Origin of the sequence: Ideonella azotifigens (assembly GCF_021043325.1) — a bacterium.
Classification (GTDB): Bacteria; Pseudomonadota; Gammaproteobacteria; order Burkholderiales; family Burkholderiaceae_C; genus Ideonella; species Ideonella azotifigens.
In genome coordinates this window covers 16,663-38,348 of record NZ_JAJNKD010000015.1, presented here as the reverse complement: position 1 = coordinate 38,348, position 21,686 = coordinate 16,663, and the positions used below count along the sequence as shown (strand labels likewise).

Annotated in this window: 19 protein-coding genes; 6 read left to right on the top strand and 13 right to left on the bottom strand. The window is 66.5% G+C overall.

Annotation, left to right across the window (positions count from 1 at the left end; all coding sequences use genetic code 11):
- Positions 1–33 precede the first annotated feature (33 nt).
- From LRH25_RS24675 to LRH25_RS24620, 12 genes are all read right to left on the bottom strand, one after another.
- A complete protein-coding gene (locus LRH25_RS24675; RefSeq protein WP_141286759.1) occupies positions 34–930 on the bottom strand; it encodes a lysyl endopeptidase in 897 nt (298 codons plus the stop codon).
- Positions 931–1,048: 118 nt separating this feature from the next.
- On the bottom strand, positions 1,049–1,201 hold the full coding sequence (locus tag LRH25_RS24670) for an ATP-binding protein (protein ID WP_231012745.1): 153 nt from the start codon (positions 1,199–1,201) through the stop codon (positions 1,049–1,051).
- A gap of 218 nt (positions 1,202–1,419) precedes the next feature.
- Complete coding sequence (locus tag LRH25_RS24665; protein WP_141286760.1) at positions 1,420–2,499, bottom strand: IS5 family transposase; 1,080 nt, start codon at positions 2,497–2,499, stop codon at positions 1,420–1,422.
- A 93-nt stretch (positions 2,500–2,592) separates the two neighbouring features.
- Positions 2,593–3,624, bottom strand: coding sequence for a hypothetical protein (locus LRH25_RS24660; RefSeq protein WP_141286761.1), 1,032 nt, complete (start codon positions 3,622–3,624; stop codon positions 2,593–2,595).
- Positions 3,625–3,693: 69 nt separating this feature from the next.
- Complete coding sequence (locus LRH25_RS24655) at positions 3,694–4,122, bottom strand: hypothetical protein (RefSeq protein WP_231012744.1); 429 nt, start codon at positions 4,120–4,122, stop codon at positions 3,694–3,696.
- Positions 4,123–4,246: 124 nt separating this feature from the next.
- On the bottom strand, positions 4,247–5,773 hold the full coding sequence (locus tag LRH25_RS24650; RefSeq protein ID WP_231012743.1) for a sensor histidine kinase: 1,527 nt from the start codon (positions 5,771–5,773) through the stop codon (positions 4,247–4,249).
- Positions 5,773–7,131 carry a sigma-54-dependent transcriptional regulator gene (locus tag LRH25_RS24645; protein WP_231012733.1) on the bottom strand — a complete coding sequence of 453 codons (1,359 nt, stop codon included), beginning with the start codon at positions 7,129–7,131 and terminating at the stop codon, positions 5,773–5,775. Before LRH25_RS24645 ends, LRH25_RS24650 begins: the two co-directional genes overlap by 1 nt.
- 22 nt (positions 7,132–7,153) lie before the next feature.
- Complete coding sequence (locus LRH25_RS24640) at positions 7,154–8,386, bottom strand: ABC transporter permease (RefSeq protein ID WP_211361580.1); 1,233 nt, start codon at positions 8,384–8,386, stop codon at positions 7,154–7,156.
- An 11-nt stretch (positions 8,387–8,397) separates the two neighbouring features.
- Positions 8,398–9,699 (bottom strand): ABC transporter permease, encoded by a 1,302-nt coding sequence (locus LRH25_RS24635; protein WP_141290520.1) that lies wholly within the window; start codon positions 9,697–9,699, stop codon positions 8,398–8,400.
- A gap of 29 nt (positions 9,700–9,728) precedes the next feature.
- Positions 9,729–11,045, bottom strand: coding sequence for a TolC family outer membrane protein (locus tag LRH25_RS24630; RefSeq protein ID WP_231012731.1), 1,317 nt, complete (start codon positions 11,043–11,045; stop codon positions 9,729–9,731).
- A 12-nt stretch (positions 11,046–11,057) separates the two neighbouring features.
- The gene (locus LRH25_RS24625) at positions 11,058–11,777 is read right to left on the bottom strand and encodes an ABC transporter ATP-binding protein (RefSeq protein WP_141291598.1); all 720 of its coding nucleotides are present in this window, start codon (positions 11,775–11,777) and stop codon (positions 11,058–11,060) included.
- Positions 11,778–11,817: 40 nt separating this feature from the next.
- Positions 11,818–13,107 (bottom strand): efflux RND transporter periplasmic adaptor subunit, encoded by a 1,290-nt coding sequence (locus tag LRH25_RS24620; protein WP_231012728.1) that lies wholly within the window; start codon positions 13,105–13,107, stop codon positions 11,818–11,820.
- 443 nt (positions 13,108–13,550) lie between these two features.
- Between LRH25_RS24620 and ileS the strand changes: the two genes are divergently transcribed.
- From ileS to LRH25_RS24605, 3 genes are read left to right on the top strand one after another with little or no spacing between them, the layout of a single operon-like run.
- A complete protein-coding gene (ileS, locus tag LRH25_RS24615; RefSeq protein WP_141289714.1) occupies positions 13,551–16,466 on the top strand; it encodes an isoleucine--tRNA ligase in 2,916 nt (971 codons plus the stop codon).
- A gap of 13 nt (positions 16,467–16,479) precedes the next feature.
- Positions 16,480–17,007, top strand: a complete 528-nt coding sequence (gene lspA, locus LRH25_RS24610; protein ID WP_141289715.1) for a signal peptidase II — start codon at positions 16,480–16,482, stop codon at positions 17,005–17,007.
- Between the two features lie 4 nt (positions 17,008–17,011).
- Positions 17,012–17,437, top strand: a complete 426-nt coding sequence (locus LRH25_RS24605) for a YchJ family protein (RefSeq protein ID WP_170201002.1) — start codon at positions 17,012–17,014, stop codon at positions 17,435–17,437.
- 13 nt (positions 17,438–17,450) lie between these two features.
- Here the strand turns inward: LRH25_RS24605 and LRH25_RS24600 are convergent, their stop codons facing one another.
- Complete coding sequence (locus LRH25_RS24600) at positions 17,451–17,969, bottom strand: hypothetical protein (protein WP_141289716.1); 519 nt, start codon at positions 17,967–17,969, stop codon at positions 17,451–17,453.
- Between the two features lie 195 nt (positions 17,970–18,164).
- Between LRH25_RS24600 and LRH25_RS24595 the strand changes: the two genes are divergently transcribed.
- The 3 genes from LRH25_RS24595 (at position 18,165) to LRH25_RS24585 (ending at position 21,665) form a co-directional block, all read left to right on the top strand.
- Positions 18,165–19,037, top strand: a complete 873-nt coding sequence (locus LRH25_RS24595; protein WP_231012726.1) for a pseudouridine synthase — start codon at positions 18,165–18,167, stop codon at positions 19,035–19,037.
- A complete protein-coding gene (rarD, locus tag LRH25_RS24590) occupies positions 19,034–19,915 on the top strand; it encodes an EamA family transporter RarD (protein ID WP_141291927.1) in 882 nt (293 codons plus the stop codon). Before LRH25_RS24595 ends, rarD begins: the two co-directional genes overlap by 4 nt.
- A 412-nt stretch (positions 19,916–20,327) precedes the next feature.
- Entirely contained in the window at positions 20,328–21,665 is a 1,338-nt protein-coding gene (locus LRH25_RS24585) for a hypothetical protein (RefSeq protein ID WP_141290223.1), read from the top strand.
- The last annotated feature ends 21 nt before the right edge of the window (positions 21,666–21,686 follow it).

The window sequence follows — 21,686 nt, the reverse complement described above, 5'->3', positions numbered from 1 at the left end:
CCAGGCCCTGGCTGGGGCCGGCGCCTGACGCGGCTACTTCACGCCGGCGTTGATGGCCTGGGCGTACTTCGCGGTTTTCCCGGTGCCGACGAGGTCGTCATACAGCCAGAGGCCGCCGCCCACGATGCCGCATTCGGTGTGCCAGCTTTGCATCTGGCGGCCCACTTGCCGCGGGCTGTCGTCGGCGTCCCACAGGAACGGGAAGACGGGCACGTCGCCGAAGTCCCAGCCCTCGCAGGGGCTGTTGCCGGTGCCGCCTGCATACGCTTGCAGGTGCACGCCGTCCACGGTGCCGGGCAGTTGCTTGTTGATCTTCGCGGCGACCTGCGTCCAGTACGAGGCGTTGAAGTAAGGGTCGGGCACCACATGGAAGCCCAGCTTGCCCAGCATGACGCCGAACTTCACCGTGCTGGCCAGATCGAAGCTGTTTTCGTCGTCGAAATCGATGGCGTCGATCGCCGGGATCGCGGTCTTGAGGGCTGCGAAGGTCTTGTAGAGGATGCTGTCGGGGCCGGTGCCCTGGCTCTGCACGAGCGCGGCGATGTCCTGCCAGTCCCCGAAGTTGGACGAGCCGATGCTGAAGGTCACGCGCTTGACCTTGCCCTGCTTGAGCCGGGCCATGTCGGACGCAAAGTCAGGGTAGGTCTGGTCGCCGATATAGACACCCTCGGAAGTCAGCGGGAACTCGCCGTTCAGGTTGAGGTCGCCATTGGGTTTGACCTCCACACTCCAGACGATGATCTCGGTGAAGCCGGAGTTCGCCAGCTCGGTGATGTTCTGGGAGGCGCCCTTGGAGGTGATGTACAGCGGGCCGCCGCCGAAGATGCCCGAGTAGCCCTGAGGCGCGGATGCCGCAGAGGCGACGCCCGGCAACCAGCTTGACAAGAACGCCGATGCCAACAATGGGGCAAGCGCACGGGAGAATTTCATCAAAGACTCCTGATCGGACAATGGTCAAGGCGCCGATGCTATCTGCATGCTTGCAGGCCGACCAGCTACCCAAATGGGTATGCGCGTGTAGACAGTTCAGGCAAGGCGAGGGCCAGCCTCAGACGCCCCTCGCCCCCGGCAACTGGATGCTGACCCGCAGGCCACCGCCTTCGCGGTTGGCCAGCGTGATGCGGCCGCCGCGGGCTTCGGCGATTTCGCGGGCCAGCGCTAGGCCCAGGCCGGTGCCGGCGCGCTTGGAGTAGGACGGCAAGGCGTGGGAGAGGACGGTATCGCTTCGGTTGCACTTGTGGACATCTTCCCTTCCCATCATCCTCACATCTTACCGGTCGGCAAGGGGCACTTCCTGAAACCCCGCGCGCAGACCTGAAGGCCACGCGAATCGAGGCCCGCCGTGTCCGAGGGGGCATATTTCGGTCCGCGGGTGACTGTTTGACCCATCGCCGCGTTCCGCGACGGGTCATTTGCCGCTCACGCGGTCAACGCGGACGCACAACTGCTCTTGACCAGCCACACCAGCCTGCGCGCGTTGTAAGCCGCGCACTGCAGCGTGATGGCCAGCGCGTTGCGCGCCAGGGTCATCGCCCGCACGCACTTGCCGCCTTGCTGCGCCAGGCTGGCGAAGACGTGCTCCACCCGTGCCCGGGTCTTGTTGATGGTCCGGTTGCGCTGGTTCAGCCGCGTCTTGGCTGTCTGGCCCGGCTTGGCTCGCCGCGCGATGCCGTCCTGCAGTCCTCGTGCCTTCAGCACCTGCCGGTTCGCTTGGCTGTCGTAGCCCCGGTCGGCCAGCAACTTGTCTCGCGTATTGGCCGGCTGGAGCACGTTGGGCAGTTGCTGGCCGTCGTCGGCGTTGGCCGCCGTGACCTTCAGCTCGCGGATGAGCTTGTAGCGTGCGTCTACGTTGCCATGCAGCTTGTAGCCGTAGAAGGCCTTGCCGTGCTTGATCGTCCAGCGCGCGTCGCGGTCCGTGTGGGCCAGTCGCTTGGCGCTCCAGCCTTCGGGGGCATCGCCCCGATTGAGCGTCTCGCGCTCCTTGGCGTTGGCTTGCGTGACGGGCGCCTGCACGATGCTGGCGTCCACCATCTGCCCGCCCCGCGGGATGAAGCCGTGCTGCTGCAGTTGCTGGCTCAGGGTCTCGGAGATGACCTTGCCGCCAAGCCCGCCCTGCGCCAGTCGCTGGCGGAACGTCCACAGTGTGCGCGCGTCCGGGATGTGCAACGCGCCGTCGAGCCGGCAAAAGCGCTGGAAGCTCAGCCGGTCGAGCACCTGATGCTCGCATTGCTCGTCCGAGAGGTTGTACAGCCCCTGCAGGAACACCATCCGCACCAGCACCTCGGTGGCATAGGGCGGGCGGCCGCCCTTGGCACGATCAGCTCGGGGGCAGGCCGTGTCCACCGCCGCCGCCATCGAGGAGAAGTCGATCAGCGCGTCCATCGCCGCCAGCGTCTGCACATAGCCTTCGAGCTTGGCCTTGCGATGGCGCAACAGGAACATGTCGTTGGGGGCTTCCTCAGGCAAGAAGCCCGAGGGCTTGATGCGCGGCGTGATCATGTCGGCATCTTGCCGCAGCCTCAGCTGGTCAGAGCCATCGGTGGACGGTTTCTAGAACCGCCCCAAGGTGTCGGATTTAAGAACTAAACCGCCTTACTTATTGGCATCAACCTTTGTCTTACTAGTCCCGGCATTGCCCGAAGCGTCAAAAGCCTTATAATATAAAGTGTACACTCGATCTTTTGCCTGCTTCAGATATATTACACTGGCTTCAGATCCAATGACAGCATCATAATCTTTCGCAGAAATACCCTGATTAGACTCAATTTTATTAAGTTGAACCTCCGGATAAGGATCGATGTTATCAGCAAGAGCATGACTCACAGAAACCTTCAACCAACCTGGGCGGTCCGCAGCTGGCGCATAACTCGCCGTAGTTGAAATTGTGGGCGCGGTCACATCCGAAGTCTTCACCTCAACCACAGGATTACTTGTATATTTGTAGGAGTCAAATCCTACCACCATAGCAGTACTCACAAGTGGCGCAAAAACTTTCGGCGTGTACACGACAAAAGTTTGACTCTGTCCTTTGGCAATTCCCAAAGAGCGATCAGTAGAAGATGAAACCTGCCATGAAACTGCTTTTTTTGCATTTCCCTCTTCCACCCTCAACACGGCACCATCCCAGCTTTGAGGAGTGACGATATTTTCCGTGGCGATCAACATCTCCTTATCAACGAGCAACTGCTGAGAGGATATAGCATCAGAATCCGATCCCAGCTCCAGAGTTCGGACGAGCGGAGCGTTAACATTAGTTATTGTATAGGAATATTTCGCTCTCTTCACGCCGTCCGTCCCGATCTCGTGGCGCGCGTCTACAGTTAACTTTATGCCGTATTGTGACGGCGCATCATAAGCAGTTGCAACTTGCATGGCGGAGGCTGAAGCCAACAACGCGATGGATTTAAGCATCTCTAGACCTGGAGTAATGAGTGTGAAATGAACGCGGTCGGTTGTAGGCCACGGCCGAACAAGGCCGCAGCTTTGTGCAAGTTGGTCGATATTGGAAATATCCCCCCAACCGGCATCAAATGCCGTCCCGCTAGAATGATTAGACTTTTTGCCCACAATAAAATTTAGGCCATGATGCATCTTTTCCGGATGCACAGAATCGTAGTAGGGCACCGGCCTGCATTCCTCGACGTGCTCCTGCAAAACTAGCTTAGTTAGAAGCTTATCTTTTGAATATACTTCTTACAAATGATCTTGATACGCTTGGGGTCTGTATGCCGACGTAACCACAAGTTGACCGCCTGCGGCGCTAGCGGCAGCTCGCAGGCATGCGAGAGCTGCCTTAGTGGCATCGGTAAGGTTGTCTTCCTGAACGGTCGCACCGTTTTCAAACGCTATTGCATCGGCATCACTGATCGGTTTTAGCGGATCGACTTCGCATTTGGCTTTGCAATAACTATCGATTACGTCTGGTGAGCCGGTGCAGATCGCCGTACTAAGATCTACGGGCGATTGAGCAGCTTTAGACACACAATCGGGCTCCTTTGGAACCGCTTTTCCCCGGCGAAAAACTGGATAGCAAGTCTCCTCAACATCGCCCGAATATGCTGACGAAAAATATCCAGCTAATACAGCGAAAGCGATAGTGGACGAAATGACGCTTCTTTTCAAGATGACTCCCTGAGGTCGTGTAGGCAGCAATTACGCTACCAATGAGGAGATGCATGCCCCAATCCCCCTCATGCGGGACTTACTACACAACTGCAACCCAGGCGTTTCCACATTCGCGGCACGCTCAGCCGGCCCTCGCCCCCGGCAACTGGATGCTGACCCGCAGGCCACCGCCTTCGCGGTTGGCCAGCGTGATGCGGCCGCCGTGGGCTTCGGCGATTTCGCGGGCCAGCGCCAGGCCCAGGCCGGTGCCGGCGCGCTTGGTGGAATAGAACGGCAGCAAGGCTTGCGACAGCACGGTGTCGCTCATGCCTGGGCCACGGTCTGCCACGTCGATGCGCCAGCCTGGCTGCGCAACCGCCGGCTCCGCGCCTTCGGCGGGCAGCAGCAGCGGCACTTCCTGGATGCTCAGCGTCACGGCCTCGGGCGGGCCGCCGGCTTCGTGGGCGTTTTTCAGCAGGTTGATCAGCGCCTGTTCCATCTGGCCGGCATCGAACACGCCGGGCGCGGTGGGCAGCTCGCCGAGCAGCGCGAAGCTGCAGTGCGCGGCCAGGCTTTCGGCCCACAGCGACCAGACGACCGGCGCCGGCCGCGGTGCCGGCAGGCGCGCAAAACGCGCATATCCCTCCAGGAATTCGTGCAGGTGGCGCGCTCGCTCCCCGAGGCTGGCGAACACGGCCGGCAGGCGGGCCAGCTCGCCGCGCCGGGCCAGTTCGGCACCCGAATGGGCCAGCGACGAGATCGGTGCCAGCGAGTTGTTCAGCTCGTGGCTCAGCACGCGGATCACGCGTTTCCAGGTCGCCACTTCCTGGCGCGAAAGTTCGCGCGTCATGCGGCGGAACAGCCGCAGCCGGTGCGGCCGGCCCTGCAGTTGCACATGGCGCTGCGACAGGTGGAAGGTCTCGTCGCCACCTTCCTGCACCAGCGTGAACAAGGCGTCTTCACCCGCGGCCACGGCCTCTTGCAGTGCAACGGGTGCAGCGGCCAGCAGCACCTGGAAGTCCTGGTCCTGCAGGCTGCGGCCTTCGCCCAGCAGCTGGCGCGCCGCCAGGTTGGCCAGCACCACCCTTTCATGAGCCACCGGATGCACGCTCGTCAGCACCAGCGCCAGCGGACTGTGCTGCAACACCGTGTCCAGAAGCAGCTCGCGCTGCACCAGGTGCTGGCGCTGTTCGCGCAGGGCCTGGCCCAGCACCTGGTGCTGCTTGACCAGTTCGGCCAGCTCGCCATAGCCCTGGAACGGGCCGCGCTTGCCCTCGCCTTCGCGCAGCGAGTTGGCGAACACGTCGTCGGCCGCCAGCGCGCGGCTGAAGTCGCCATCTCGGTAGCTTTGCACCAGGTTGTCCAGCGCGCGGTTGAGCGTGCGCAGCGGTGCCAGCGCCCAGGCGGCCAGCCAGGCGATCAAGGGCAGCAGCAGCACCGCGCTGGCGACCAGTGCCAGCAGGCTGCCCGGCGCAGGGCCAACGATGCGGTCGGCCTCCTCCAGCTCCAGCAAATCCTGGCCTTCTTCCAGCAACAGCGGCAAGGGCCAGTCGGTCAGGCCGTGGTAGATCAAGGCACCGCCGACGGCGCAGACCATGCCGGCGGCAATCAGCCGGTGTTGCAGCCGCGGCGGCGCGGGCCGTGTTGAAGCGTTGTCCTGCTCGGCCATCACGGCGCCGCCAATCCATAGCGCTCCATGCGCCGGTACAAGGCCTGGCGCGACAGGCCCAGCGACTGCGCGGCGCGGCTGACCACACCGTCGGCCCGCTCCAGCGCTGCGACCACCGCTTCACGGCTGGGTTCGTCCAGGTTGCGGTGCGCGGCGGCGAGCGCGGCACCGACCTGGGCAGGCCCCAGGCCAAGCTGCGCCGGCTGGATGGCGGCACCACTGTCGGTCGCCATCAGCACCGCACGCTCGATGGCGTTTTTCAGCTCGCGCACATTGCCCGGCCAGGCATGGGCCAGCAGCGCTTCCCGCGCGGGCTCGCTGAGGCGGGCGCGGCGCTGCAGGAAGAAGTCGGCCAGCGGCAGGATGTCGTCACGCCGCTCGGCCAGCGGCGGCAGGCGCAGTTCGATCACGTTGAGCCGGTAGTACAAGTCTTCTCGAAAGCTGCCGGCACGCACCATCGCCGCGAGGTCCGAATTGGTGGCGCTCAGCACGCGCACCGAGACCTGCCGCGTGCGACCGCCGCCCAGGCGCTCGAAGCGGCCGGTCTCCAGCACCCGCAGCAGCTTGACCTGGCCGGCCAGCGGCAGGTTGCCGATCTCGTCGAGGAACAGCGTGCCGCCGTCGGCCTGTTCGAAGCGGCCTTCGCGGGCCTTGGTGGCCCCGGTGTAGGCGCCGCTGTCGGCCCCAAACAGCTCGGCCTCGATCAGATCGCCCGGCAGTGCGCCGCAGTTGACCGCGATCATCGGGCCGTCGCGCACGGCCGAGTTGGCATGGATGATCTCGGCCACGCGTTCCTTGCCGGCACCGTTCGGGCCCGTGATCAGCACCGGCACCACAGAGCGCGCGACCTGGCCAGCCATTTCCAGGACCTGGGCCATCGCGTCCGACGCGAACACCGCGCCGCGCAGGTCCACCTTCTCGGCCAGCGCCGCGCGGCGCCGGGCCCGCGCCTGGCGCGCCTCGCCCAGCTCGCGCTGCGACTCGGCCAGCTCCAGCAGGTTCTCCACCGTGGCCAGCAGCTTGGCATCGTCCCAGGGCTTGGCGAGGTAGTCGGCGGCGCCGGCCTTCACCAGTTCGACCGCGCTCTCCAGCCGGGTCCATGCGGTGAGCAGGATCACCGGCAGGTCGGGCTGGGCCTCGCGCAGCGCGCGGAACAGCGCCTGGCCCTCCTGGCCGGAGGTGGTGTCGGCGCTGAAGTTCATGTCCTGGATCACCAGGTCCACCGGTTCGCGCGCCAGCCAGGCCAGGCCTTCGGCCGGGCCGTGGGCCACGCGTGGGGCTATGTCGTGCAGCGACAGCAGCAGCGACAAGGCTTCGCCAACGGCGGGGTGGTCGTCAATGATCAGGACGCGGCGCATGGCGGGTGGTTTCAGCGGGGGCTCATGCTAGCCCACGGGTGGCCACGACAGGCGGTACCGCGGCTGCGCGCATGGCCGGCCCGAGCACCGCCAGCTGGCCCAGCGCCCACAGCCCCAGCGTGCCGACGGGCAGGTACCACAGCGGCATCGGCGCCAGCTCGTGCTGCTTCATCAGCACGTAGTTGATCGCATAGGCCGCCAGCATGCCCAGCGCAATGCCGGCGCTGGACAGCAGCAGGTTCTCCAGCTGGAAGTAGCGCAGGATCTGGCGCCGCGTGGCACCCAGCGCACGCCGCACGCCGATCATCTGCGTGCGCTGCTGCACCCAGAAACTGGCCAGGCCGACGATGCCCAGCGCCGTGATCAGCAGCATCGCCAGGCTGACGATGCCCAGCAGCCAGGCCAGCGCGCGGTCCTCGCGGAAGTACTTGCTGCGCATCTCGTCCATGCGCTCCAGCCGGAAGATGATGCGCTCGTGCATGGCCTTGTCCAGCAGCACGCCAGCTTCCTTCAGCACGCGGTCCCGGTCCTCGGGTGCCACGCGCAGCAGGTAGCTTCCGCCGTTGGCATAGTTGAAGCGGACGGGCTGAAGCACGGCAGCCTTGTTGCCTTGGCGCAGGTTGGGCGGCAGGATGTCGTCGACGATGCCAATCACGCGGCTGGCGACATTGCCGTTCCAGACCTCCTTGCCCAGCGCCGAATCGCCCGGGAACAGCTTCTCTGCAGCGGCGTGGTTGATCAGCACCGAAGGCATCGGCGCGTCGCCCTCGATCTTGTCCAGCACGGCCATCGACTGGTATTCCTCCGGCAGGAAGTCCCGCCCTTCGAGCAGGCGCAGCCCGGTGGTGTCCAGGAAGCGCTCGCCGACCATGTAGAGCGACAGGTGCGCAGTGGGCTTTTCCTGGTCCTTGCGCAGCGAATAGCCGGTGTTCCACGCCGAGTTGCCGAACGGCACCTGGCTGGAAATGGTCACATCGCGCACGCCGGCAATGCTGCGCAGCAGGACCATGTCCTCGCGGGTGCGCACGTCCGGGTTCTCGTCCTTGCGCAGGCCGATGGTCTGCACCCGCACCAGCTCGTTTTCTGCCACCGCGGTCGACACGTTCATCAGCTCGCGCCGCTGGCCGATCACGAACACGGCGTTGCAGATCAGCGCGCAACTCAGCGCAATCTCCAGCACGATCAGGAAGGCCGCGGTCTTGTGCCGGCTCAGCGACGACAGCACCGGGCGCAGATCCATCCAGAAGTTCGACATGGTGTGTCCTTTCAAGACGACTTGAGTTGCAAGGCGGGCGTGATCTGGCAGGCACGCCAGGCGGGCAGCAGCCCGGCCAGCACGCTGGCGGCCAGGCCCAGGCCGAAGTTCAGCGCCAGCATCGTCATGTCCAGCTCGGCCAGCTTGGCAACACCGCTGGGACTTTGCCGCACCAGCGCCAGCCCACCGATGGACAGCAAAAGCCCGAGCGCGCCGCCCAAGAGGCCGATGACACCGGCCTCGACCAGGAACTGCAGGAAGATGGACCGCCGCGAAGCCCCCAGCGCACGCCGCACGCCGATTTCCGGCGCACGCCGCAGGCACTTGGCCAGCAGCAGGCCGATGGTGTTGACCAGGCACAGCAGAAGGAACGCAAAGGCCACGCCGACCTGCAACTCGGCATCGCTGGGCACCACTTTCTTGAGCGTCATCCAGCCCATCACGTCGTGCAGCGCAGTGCGCGCCGGGCGCTCGAAGCGGCCCGCCGCATGCTGGCGCTCGGCATAGCCCTGCAGGTACTGGCGGTAGTCGCTGACCTGCTGGGCGGTGTCCAGCTGAACCCAGTACTGCACCCAGGTGCACATGGAGGCCAGCGCGGTCGGGTCGGCCGACTTCTCGGAATGGCAGGTCATCGAGCCATTGCGGCTGAGCTTGAGTTCACGCGAGGTCGAAAACGGCACATAGACCTGCTCGGTGTTGCCGAAGCGGCTGGTGTTGAGGTCGTAGAAATGCGGCGTGAGCTGCCAGGGCTTGAGCACGCCCACCACGCGGTAGACCTGCTCGTCGATGCGGATGTCTCGCCCCACGGCGGGCTGCTTGCCGAACACCTTCTCGGCCAGCTCAGTCGTGATCACGGCCACGCGAGCACGTGCCTCGTCGTCGGCCGCGGTCCAGCCCTGGCCGGCTTCGAACGGCGCATCGAACATGCTGAAGAAATCAGCCGAGGTGTAGCGCGAGTCGACAAAAAACGGCAGCAGGTCGGGCTGGTCCGGCACGATGGAAAAGCCACCGCCCGTCATCACCGCCTGCTGCACGCCGTGGTGCTCGCGCAGCAGGGCCTCGGCGTCGAAGCGGGTCATCTGTTCGGGCAGCTCATCGTCGGGCGTGTAGCCCTTCATCGGGTCGCTGTCGAGCTGGGGCGTGAACAGGCGGTGACTCTTGCTGGGAATCGGGTCGCCGGACATCACGCGGTAGACCGTCAGCGTGGTCATGCAGGCACCGATGCCCAGCCCGAGGGCCAGCACCATCAAGCCGGTCAGCACCCGGCTGCGGCGCATGCCGCGCAGCGCCAGGGCGAGGTAGTAGGCAAACATCGTGGGTCTCCTGAAAAGGGGAGGAACAGTCAGCGCGCGCTGGCCACCGCGAGCGGGGCCAGCAAGGTGTTCAGCGCGCCCAGGTCGGCTTCGCTCAATGCCCCACCGGCCTGCTTGAGCAGCAGGTGCTCCAGCACGAACTGGTGGCGCAGCTGCGAGTAGCTGCCCTGGGTGGAGGTCTGCGTCTGGATGGCCAGCAGCAGGTCGGTCATCGTGCGGGTGCCCAGCTCCTGGCCGACGCGGGTGGCCGCCAGCGCACGCTCGGCTGCGTCACGCGCCAGTTCGGCGGCACGCACTTGCGCAGCCCCAGCGACCACGCCGCGGTAGTGAGCCAGCGTGTCGCGGGCCAGCTGGCGGCGCAAAGCTTCGAGGCCGTCGCGCGCCTCGTCGCGCTGGTAGGCCGCCTGGCGCACCTGGGACTGGGTGATGCCGCCGCTGAACAGCGGCACCTTCAGCGTCAACGCCCAGGTGTGTTCGGTCGCGGCGTCGGAACCGGGCTCGCGGGTGCGCGCCAGGTCCACGCCGGCCGACAGCGTGGGCCAGTGCTGGCGGCGGGCGCTGGTGATGGCCTGCTCGGCCGCTTCCAGCGAGCCAGCCTGCGCGGCCAGCAGCGGGTTGCGCGCCAGCGCGGCCTGCACCCAGGCCTGCGCGTCGGCCGGCTCGGGCAGCGCCAGCGGCAGCGGCGTTACCAGCGGCTGCAGCGCAGGCACCGGCTGGCCGGTGAGCTGGCGCAGCGCTTCGCGAGCGTCTTCCAGCGCGCTTTCGGCGGCCAGCGTCTGCGTGACGGCGGCGCCGGCGTAGGCGCGCGCCTGGTCCAGGTCCAGCTGGGCGATCAGGCCCTGGCGCACGCGGTGCTCGGACTGGCTGACCTGCAGCTCGAAAGCCTGCTGGTTGGCCCGCGCATTGGCCAGCGCGTCCACCGCGCCCAGCACGCCGAAATAGGCCTGCGCCACGCGCACGCACAGCGCCTGCTGCGCGGCCTGCAGCCGAGCGGCTTCGGCGCCGGCCTCGGCCTGGGCTTTCTGCAGCGTGGCGAACTGGCTGCCGTCGAACAGCACCTGGTTCAGGCTGGCGCCCCAGCTCTGCACGCGGCCCCGCGACTGGCCGGCGGCGTCGTCATGCGTGAGGCTGCCGGTGGCGGCCAGCTGCGGCAGCAGCGGCGCCTGGGCCTGGGCCACGCCCTCCTGCACCGCGCCGAGGTGGGCCTTCGCGGCAGACAGCGTCGGGTCTGCCGCCAGTGCCTGCTGGTAGATCGCCAGCAGGTCGGCGGCCGAGGCCGGCAGCGCTGCGGTGGTCAGCGCCCAGGCGGCCAGGCAGACGGCAGCGAGGCGAAACGAACGAGGCATTGTGGTGTCCGTTCAAGCCAATGCCGCGGCGGCGCGGCCGGGCTCCAGGCCTGCCTCGCGCGCCAGCGTCAGGTCCAGCACCTGGCCGTCCATCACGTGCACATGGCGCTGGGCGCGGGCGGCGAGCTGCGGGTCGTGCGTGACCATCACGATGGTGGCGCCTTCGCGGTGCAGCTCTTCGAGCAGCTCCATCACGCCGCGGGCCATCTGGCTGTCGAGGTTGCCGGTGGGCTCGTCGGCCAGCAACAGGCGCGGGCTGCCGGCCAGCGCCCGGGCAATCGCCACACGCTGCTGCTGGCCGCCAGAGAGTTCGGCCGGGTAGTGGCGGGCGCGAGAGGCCAGGCCCACGCGCTCCAGTGCCTGCATCACGCGCTGCTTGCGCTCGGCCGCGGGCAGGCCGCGGTAGCGCAGCGGCACTTCCACGTTGTCGGCCACGCGCAGGTCCGGGATCAGGTTGAAGGCCTGGAAGATGAAGCCGATCTTCTGGTTGCGGATCTGCGAGCGGGCGTCGTCGCCCATCTTGCTGACGTCCACGCCGTCCAGCTCGTAGCGGCCGCCGCTGAAGGCTTCCAGCAGGCCGGCAATGGTCAGGAAGGTGGTCTTGCCCGAGCCGGACGGACCGGTGACGGCGACAAATTCGCCGGCCTTGACCTCGAGGTTGAAGTCTCGCAGGGCATAGGTCTCGACCATGTCGGTGCGGTAGACCTTGGACAAACCAGTCATCTTCAGCATGCGGGCTCCTGATGGGATTGAAGGAAAAGGGTGAAAGGAATCAGGGAGAAAGTGGCACGCGCTCGGCGCCTTGCAGCGCGTCGGTGCCGGAGACGATCACGCGGTCGCCCACGTTCAGGCCCTGCGTGATCTCGATCTGGTCGATGCCGCGTGCGCCCAGGCGCACCGGCTGCTTGATGGCCATGCCGTCGCGCACCACGTAGGCGAACTGGCCGCCGAGCTGTTCGACGAAATTGCCGCGGCGAACTGTGAGCACGCTGTCGCGCTTGTCCAGCAGCACGCGCACCGACAGGCGCTGGTTCTGGCGCAGCGCGCTGGGCGGCTCGCCGACGAAACGCAGCCGCGCGGCGACCTCGTTGTTGACGACTTCGGGCGACACCGCGCTGACCTCGGCGCGCCAGGTCTTGCCGTTGCCGGCGACCTCGCCCGGCATGCCAACCGAGAGTTCACGGGCATAGCTCTCGGCCACCTGCATCTGCACTTCCAGCGCAGAGAGGTCGATCACCGACAGCAGCTGCGCGTCCTGCGCCACGGTGGCGCGTTCGGCCACGAAGAGCTGGCCGACCTGGCCGTCCACCGGCGAGCGCACCTGCAGCTCGCTCTGCTGGCGCAACAGCTCAGTCACGGCAAGGCGCTGACGCTCGTAGGCCAGTTGCTTGGCCTTGAGGTCGAACTGCAGGCTGTCGTCGTTCAGGCCCATGCCTTCCTTGGCATGCGACAGCGTGATCCTGGCCTTGTCCAGCGTGTCCTTGGCATGTTCGACCTGCATGCCCGAGGCGGCGCCGGCCTCGAAGGCCTTTTGCTGGCGCACCAGGTCGTTCTCGGCCGTCTGCGCGTCAATGCGGGCGTTTTCCCAGGCGCTTTGCAGCACCGAGCGCTGCTGGCGCAGCTGCACCTCGGCGCGCTTGGCGTCGGCCTGCAATGCGTCGGCCTGGGACTGTTCCTGCGCCACGCGGCTGGCCAGCGCCGGGCTGTCGATGCTGGCCAGCACCTGGCCCTTCTGCACCGCGTCGCCGGCATGCACCTTCAGCGTGACGGTGCCGGTGCCCGGCGCATACAGCGTGGGGCTTTGCGCGGCGACGACCTTGCCTTCCGCGGCCAGGTCGCGCACCAGCGGGCCGCGCTGCACGTCAGCCAGCGTCAGCCGGCTCATGCTGACGGACGCCACGCCGCCGCTGCCTTCGCGCCACATGCCGGCCAGCTTGCCGCCAAACAGCCAGAGGCCGGCGCCGACCAGCAGCAGCCCTGCGGCGGCCCACCACAGCGGGCGACGGCGGGCGGGCAACTCGGTGGCGAGCATGCGGTCTTGGGCGGCGGTGTCTCGGATCATCGGCTTGGCTTTCGGGAGCAATGCCTTGATGTTCGCAACCGCCGTGCCATCTATCGGAATTGGATAAATCCATTTCAGATCAATGACTTGCCTCCAAATATCACATAGCCTCCGGTGTCCGCGGACAGCCGTGTGGACAGCCTGCCGGACACCCGGACAGCGCGGCGGACAGCGGCAGCCGGCGTGCGTGACCCTGCCGCAGCCTCGCACTGGGGCAGACCGGTAGAATCGACAGGATGCGGCTGCCCACTCTCCCCACCGGCGCAGCGCGCGGCGACCTCGTCGCCACGCGCCGCCAGACCACGCGCGATCGAATTCAGCTCGGCGCTGCCTGAAACACGGCACGCCTGCCAGCCGCCGCGGCGCCTCGCCTCTTCCTGCGCGCGCCGCCACCCCTCTGCCTGAACTTTCGGACGCGCCCTGCCGATGCGGCGCCCAACGCCATGACCGATTCGACTGCCCCGACCTCCAAGACGCCGGCGCCCAGCGCCTACCGCGACACGCTGAACATGCCCGACACGCCGTTCGCGATGCGCGGCGACCTGCCCAAGCGCGAGCCGGCCTGGATCAAGGACTGGAACGACACCTCGCGCGCCGACGGCGGCCTGTACAAGCGCCTGCGCGACGCCCGCCACGGCGCGCCGCTGTTCGTGCTGCACGACGGCCCGCCGTATGCCAACGGCAAGCTGCACATCGGCCACGCGCTGAACAAGGTGCTCAAGGACATGATCGTCAAGTCCAAGCAGCTGGGCGGGTTTGATGCGCAGTACATCCCCGGCTGGGACTGCCACGGCCTGCCGATCGAAAACGCGATCGAGAAGCTGTTTGGCCGCAACCTGAGCCGTGACGAGATGCAGGCCAAGAGCCGCGCCTACGCCACCGAGCAGATCGGCCAGCAGCGCGAGGACTTCAAGCGCCTGGGCGTGCTGGGCGACTGGGAGCGCCCGTACCGCACCATGGACCCGGCCAACGAGGCGGGAGAGATCCGCGCTTTCAAGCGCGTGATCGAGCGTGGCTTCGTCTACCGTGGCCTGAAACCGGTCTACTGGTGCTTCGACTGCGCCTCCTCGCTGGCCGAGTTCGAGATCGAATACGCCGACAAGAAGAGCGACACGCTGGACGTGGCCTTCGAGACCAACGACGCAGGCGCGCTCGCCGCGGCCTTCGGCCTGCCCGCCTTGCCCGCTGGCAAGACCGGCTTCGCCGTCATCTGGACCACCACCGCCTGGACCATCCCGGCCAACCAGGCGCTGAACGCCAACCCCGAGCTGAGCTACGCGCTGGTCGACACGCCCAAGGGCTGCCTGGTGCTGGCCGAAGACCTGGTGGCCAGCTGCCTGCAGCGTTTCGGCCTGGAAGGCACCGTCATCGCCACCGCACCGGGCAAGCAGCTCGGCGGGCTTGAGTTCCGCCACCCGCTGTACGACGTGGACGCCGGCTACCGCCGCCTGTCCCCCGTCTACCTGGCCGACTACGTGAGCGCGACTGACGGCACCGGCCTCGTGCATTCGTCTCCCGCCTACGGCCTGGACGACTTCAACTCCTGCGTGGCCCACGGCCTGCCGCTGAAAGACATCCTGAATCCGGTCACCGGCAATGGCACCTACGCGGCGGACTTCCCGCTGTTCGGCGGCCTGCACATCTGGAAGGCCGTGCCGGTCATCCTCGAAGCGCTGCAGAACGCCGGCCGGCTGATGGCTACCAAGACCATCACCCACAGCTACCCGCACTGCTGGCGCCACAAGACGCCGGTGATCTACCGCGCCGCGGCGCAATGGTTCGTGCGCATGGATGAAGGCGAAGGTGTCTTCACGAAGGACAAGGCAGGCAAGACGCTGCGCCAGCTCGCGCTGGACGCGATCGACCACACCCAGTTCTATCCCGAGAACGGCAAGGCCCGGCTGCGCGACATGATCGCCAACCGGCCCGACTGGTGCATCTCGCGCCAGCGCAGCTGGGGCGTGCCCATCCCGTTTTTCCTGCACGTGGATTCGGGCGAGCTGCACCCGCGCACGATGGAAATCCTGGACCAGGCGGCCGACATCGTCGAGAAAGGTGGCATCGAGGCCTGGAGCCGCGTGACGACCGAGGAAATCCTCGGCGCCGAGGACTCAGCCGCCTACACCAAGAGCACCGACATCCTGGAGGTCTGGTTCGACTCCGGCTCCACCTTCCAGCACGTGCTTCGCGGCAGCCATGCACACGCCTATGCCAATGGCGACTTCCACTCGGAAGGCCCGGAGGCCGACCTGTACCTGGAAGGCCATGACCAGCACCGCGGCTGGTTCCACAGCTCGCTGCTGCTGGGCTGCGCGCTGTATGACCGCGCGCCTTACCGCGGCCTGCTGACCCACGGCTTCGCCACCGACGGCCAGGGCCGCAAGATGAGCAAGAGCCTGGGCAACACGGTCGAGCCGCAGTCGGTCACCAACAAGCTGGGTGCCGAGATCGTGCGCCTGTGGGTCGCGTCCACCGACTATTCGGGCGACCTGAACATCGACGACAAGATCCTGGCCCGCGTGGTGGATGCCTACCGCCGCATCCGCAACACGCTGCGCTTCCTGATGGCCAACACCTCGGACTTCGACCCGGCCACGCAGGCCGTGCCGTTCGAGCAGATGCTGGAAGTGGACCGCTACGCGCTGGCCCGCGCCGCCGAGCTGCAGGCCGACATCCTGAAGCACTTCACGGCCTACGAGTTCCATCCGGTCGTCGCCAAGCTGCAGGTGTACTGCTCGGAAGACCTGGGCGCGTTCTACCTGGACGTGCTGAAGGACCGGCTCTACACCACCGCCGCCGGCAGCCTCGCCCGCCGCTCCGCGCAGACCGCGCTGTGGCACATCACGAACGCGATGCTGCGCTGGATGGCGCCTTTCCTCAGCTTCACCGCCGAGGAAGCCTGGGCCGTGTTCGCCGCGAAGACCACCAGCGGCACGCTGTTCACCGAACATTACTGGACCTTCCCCGAGGTCTCGGCCGTGCCGGACGAGGCACTGCTGGCCAAGTGGACCCGCGTGCGGGCGATCCGCGACCTGGTCAACAAGGAGATCGAGGCGGTGCGCACGGCCGGCCAGGTCGGCGCCTCGCTGCAGGCCACCGTGCTGATTACCGCAGGGCTGGACGACGCCGCGCTGCTGCGCTCGCTGGGCGATGACCTGAAGTTCGTCACCATCACTTCGGCAGCGGCCGTGGTGGACGGCGCCGAGCTGGCCGTCGCCGTCACGCCCAGCAGCGCGACCAAGTGCGAGCGCTGCTGGCACTACCGCGACGACGTGGGCATCAACCCGGAACACGCCGGCCTGTGCGGCCGCTGCGAGAGCAACCTTTACGGCGCGGGCGAAACCCGGCTGATTGCCTGAGACCCCCCACAACATGGCCCGTGCAAACCAACGCCGTTTCGGCGCGCTCAGCTCCTCGTCCCCCGGTGCCGGCCTGGCCGTCTGGCTGGGCCTGGCCGTCGTGGTCATCCTGCTGGACCAGTTCACCAAGGTGCTGATCCTGGGCAACTTCCAGCTCGGTGACAGCAAGTTCGTGACCTCGTTTTTCAACGTGGTCCGCGTTCACAACACCGGCGCGGCGTTCTCGTTCCTGGCCGGCGCCTCGGGCTGGCAGCGCTGGTTCTTCGTGGTGCTGGGCATCGTGGCGTCCGGCTTCATCGTCTGGATGCTGCGCCGCTACCCGAAGCAAACGCTGTTCTGCTTCTCGGTCTCGATGATCCTGGGCGGTGCGCTGGGCAACGTGATTGACCGGTTGATGCACGGCTACGTGGTCGACTTCATCCAGGTGCACTACGACGGCCGGGCCTTCCCGTCCTTCAACCTGGCCGACAGCGCCATCACGCTGGGCGCCATCTGCCTGGTGCTGGACGAGATCCGCCGCGTGGCACGCGGGAACGGCTGAAACCATGCACGCCGCCGCGCCCTGCCCTTGCGGCCGGACCGCTGCGGCGCCGGCCCGCAAACCGCCAGCGGTGCTGGCCTACGCCGACTGCTGCGGCCGCTGGCACGCCGGCCCGCTGCACCTGCAGGCGCCGGATGCAGAAAGCCTGATGCGCTCGCGCTACAGCGCCTTTGTGCTGGGCCTGCACGACTACCTGCTGCAGACCTGGCACCCCGACACCCGGCCGACCGAACTTGCGCCAGACGAGCCTGGCCTGCAATGGCTGGGGCTGGACGTGCGCCAGCACAAGCCGCTGGACGCGACCCACGCGATGGTCGAGTTCGTCGCCCGCTGCAAACTGAACGGGCGTGCCCAGCGCCTGCATGAAAGGAGCCGCTTCGAACGCGGCGCGGCGGGACGCTGGTTCTACATGGACGCCTTGGCGGACTGAGCCGCGGCCGGGGTCAATTCGCGAATTCCTGGCGCACCACGGGTGAGCGCAACCGCTTGATCATCCAGCCCAGTCCGGCGCAGATCAGCAGCGTGACCAGGCCCGCCATCACTTGCGCCACGGTGGCCAGCCCGGTCAGCTCAGCCGGCAGCGGCTGGCGCGGCGCAGCCTGGGCCATGGACTGCAGCAGCGACTGCAGCACCAGGTGCTGCAACCACAGCCCCGCCACGCAGGCCAGCATCACCAGGCCCAGCAGGCCGATGAAGACCCGGCGCGCCCATTCCTGGCGCAGCAGCAGGCCCACAGCGCCGGTCAATGCGCACACGGCCAGCAGCAGCATGCCGCCCAAAACCCGCGAGCCGACCACGCCTGGCAACGGGCCGGCCAGCCACGAAGGGGCGGACTGCGCGTCCAGCTCCTCGGGCACCAGGCCCAGGCTGCAGAGGCAGGCCGCGACGACGATGCACAGCCACGAGGTGAGCGTGACGAAGCGGGAACGCGAATGACTTCCCGGATAATGGATTTGCTGCACGGCGTGCTTTCGGAGGCTTTCGGGGGGTCTGAAGACGCCCGATGCGTACGGCGCCAAGAGGTGGCGCGAGCAGGGCGGCAAGAAGTCACATTGTTGGGCGCAGCCCGCTCGTCGTCATCCCTCTTTGGGGGGCGAAACCCTCATCCCTTCCTCACAGCTGACGATGCGGCCAAGGCCGTGCTCGCCGTCCCCCTCATGACCGACACCCTCGCCGCGCCGCCACCCCCGCCGCCGCTCGCGCTGCTGCACCTGGACGCAGCGCTGCTCGTCGTCGACAAGCCGCCCGGCCTGCTGGTGCACCGCACCGCGCTGGACGCGCACGAGTTCGACACCGTCGTCGAGCGCCTGCGCCAGCAACTGCCAGCGCAACTCGGCGACGCCGCGCCGGCGATGCTGGCGCCTGCGCACCGGCTGGACAAAGGCACCTCTGGTCTGCTGGTCTTCGCCTGCCTGCCCGAGGCGGCGCAAGCGCTGGCCGCGGCCTTCGAGCAAGGCCAGGTGCACAAGCGCTACCTCGCGCTGGTGCGCGGCTGGCCCGCGCCCGAGCAACGCTGCGAGCACCCGCTGGCACGCGACCCCGAGCTGCCCAGCACCGGCCAGCCGCAGCTGCCGGCCTGCACCGAATTCCGCCGGCTGGCGCGCATCGAGTGGCCGTTCCAGGTCGACAGCCGGCATGCCAGCAGCCGCTACGCGCTGGTCGAGGCCGTGCCGCAGCAAGGCCGGCGCCACCAGATCCGCCGCCACCTGAAGCACCTGGGCCACCCCATCGTCGGCGACGCGACGCACGGCAAGGGCCCGCACAACCGCGCGGTCGCCGCCTGGCTGGGCCACAGCCGGCTGTGGCTGCATGCGCTGGACCTGACACTGCCGCACCCGGCAACCGGCCAGCCGCCGGCCTTGCACGCGCCGCCCGATGCGGCCTGGCAGGCGCTGTTCGCACAAGGCGAGTGGCAGTGGGACGAAGGCTCGGAGGCAGTGCGTGCCATGGGGGCCATGGGGGCCATGAGGGGATTGCAGGCTGGGGACAATCGCCAACCCGGCGACCTGCCCAACCCGAGCGCTCCATGAATCCTGGTGTCTACGCCGCCGGCCTGGCCTACGTCTGCTGGGGCCTGTTCCCGCTGTACTTCCACCGCCTGTCACAGATCAGCGCCGTCGAGCTGATCTTCCACCGTTCGGTCTGGGCCTTGCTGTGCCTGGTGCTGGTGCTCAGCGCGCGGCGCCAGTGGGGCTGGCTGAGGCCGGCCATGCGCTCCCCGCGCACGGTCGCAACCTACGCGGCCAGCGCCTTCCTGCTGTCCATCAACTGGGTGCTGTACGTCTGGTCGGTGCACAACGGCCATGTGGTCGAGGCAGCGCTGGGCTATTTCATCAACCCGCTGTTCAACGTGCTGCTGGGCGTGCTGGTGCTGCACGAACGGCCGCGACGCCTGCAATGGGCCGCGTTGGCGGTGGCCGCTGCAGGCGTCCTCTGGCTAGGCGCGGTAGCCGGCTCACCGCCGTGGATCGCGCTGGGCTTGGCCGCCAGCTTCGGCGCCTACGGCCTGCTGAAAAAGACCGCGTCGCTCGGTGCGCTCGAAGGGCTGACGACCGAGACCCTGCTGATGGCCCCGGTCGCCATCCCTGCCCTGCTGTGGCTGGGCACGCACGGCGGCGACACCGCGCAGGCCGACGCCGCCACCTGGGTCTGGCTGCTGCTGGCGGGCCCCATCACCGCCGCGCCGCTGCTGCTCTTCGCCTACGGCGCGCAGCGCGTCTCAATGGCCACGCTTGGCCTGCTGCAATACATCAGCCCCAGCCTGCAGTTCCTGCTCGGCGTGCTGATCTTCCGCGAACCCATGCAACCGGCCCGCCTGATCGGCTTTGCGCTGATCTGGGTCGCGTTGATGCTGTACAGCGCCGAGACGCTTTGGCAGCGGCGGCAGTTGCGGCTGCAAACGGTCTGAGACGGGATGTCGGTTTTCAATCAAGGCTGGACTCTTTCACTCAAGCCTGAACTCGACACCCTAGCCTCAGCACAAAGCGCAGCGCCCAAGTTTGCCCGCGCCCTCACTGACGGAACGCGTTGCAGCGATGCTTGCCGCCGACTTCTCGCGCTTCGGTACGCTACCGGCCACCGTACCCGGCCGTCAGAAAACGGCTGCTGTCCGGTTGCTCGTGAGTCGGCTGCAATTCAACCGCTCATCGTGCAGCGAGCGAGCCCATGGTGCCGAGTACGCCGACCCGATCCTAATTTCACGGGTGTAGATCACGGTGGTAAAGACCTCGATATGGCTGAAAGGGGCATCTCGGTGCAGGATGCGCTGACCCGCCAGGGCGTGTCCACACTTCCATGGATGGAATCACCGGCAGTTAGCGGTGAAGATGCATCCCTGGCGCCGCAGCAACGAACTGACCATCGAAGCCGCAAAGAGAGAGGAGTGTCATGCCCAGTTCGCCGCCGACAACGATGAAAATGCCAGGGGTGCTCATATTCGAGCGAGCCATCCAGCTCAGCGCCGTTCTGTTCGAGAACCTTTGGGACGAATTACTCGGCACGGGATCGCTCGGCATGTGGCTCGCAGAACAACCGAAGCCATGAGTGGCGACGGACAAAAGTGGCTGGCTGCGCGAACCGGACACCTTCTTGGAGGGCTTCGAGCATTCAACGGCTTTGAGCCAACGGTACACGTCTATCCGGCGGTCCCTGGTCAACAGGAGCTGAAATTCCTTTCGCGAGCCTATGGCACGCTGTACCAAGACCTCAAAGCCAGGGACCTACTGCCGATCGGCTTTGAGTTCCTGACGAACTCGCTGGAGGTCAAAGGCCTGGTACCTACAAATTGGCGGAGCTATCACCCGTGGGGACCAAAGAACATCTGGCCGTGCGAAGTCCAGATTGAAGATTGGTCACAGATCGGCTGGGTAGCCAGCAAGGAAGGCAAGGCCGAGTTGTGGGACCTTGCTCGACGGATATCTCACCAGCTTAGAGTCTGCGCGTGGCGCATGTATCAGCTGTCTGATGCGTACTATGCGCAGTTGAAGGCACGGACTGCCGAGCAGGATATCTCCGCGGGCCTCCGGTTCGAGGACGGATTCACCTGGCTCGGCTACCTGGCCGCTCAAGCGTATCTGGTCGACGCATGCATCCTGCGCGACTACCTCGCTGAGTTCTTTGTCGCGTTCGTATGCCCCGCGCCCGACCGCCCGAAAGTTCACATCGCAACCATGGCCGGAGCGAAGAAGCATGTGCTGGACAAAGTCAAGTCATCCAGTCCGTTGTTCGCCGAGTTGACCTCCGCTACATCTAAAGGAGGGTGGCTCTTCGAGCTAGGAGCCTACCGAGACCTTTGTGTACATTGCGTCCCATTAGCGAGATCCGAATCGAGGCTGTTCGCCGTAGGTATCGCTGTCCCAATCAGGGGCGCTGCCCCGCTTCTCGGCGTCTCGCTGCCTCTTCCTGCCGATCCTTCGGCAATCGCCGCCGAGAGAGCTTCTCCAAAGCGTGGCGACCGGCTGGCGGAAGAGCTCAAGCTCATGACCAGCGCGAATCGCGGTGAGGTCTCCAGCGCTGACGCGCTTCTGTATTGCTACTCCGCGCTGGACCGCTTGACTCAGCTGGCAACCAAATTGCGACAGTATTCTCCTGTGGAGCCTCAGATGCCCACCATCACGGATGCTGACCTGACCGGTGGCATCAAAGTTCGCTATGTCTAGCTATGGGTGCTGAGCGTATGG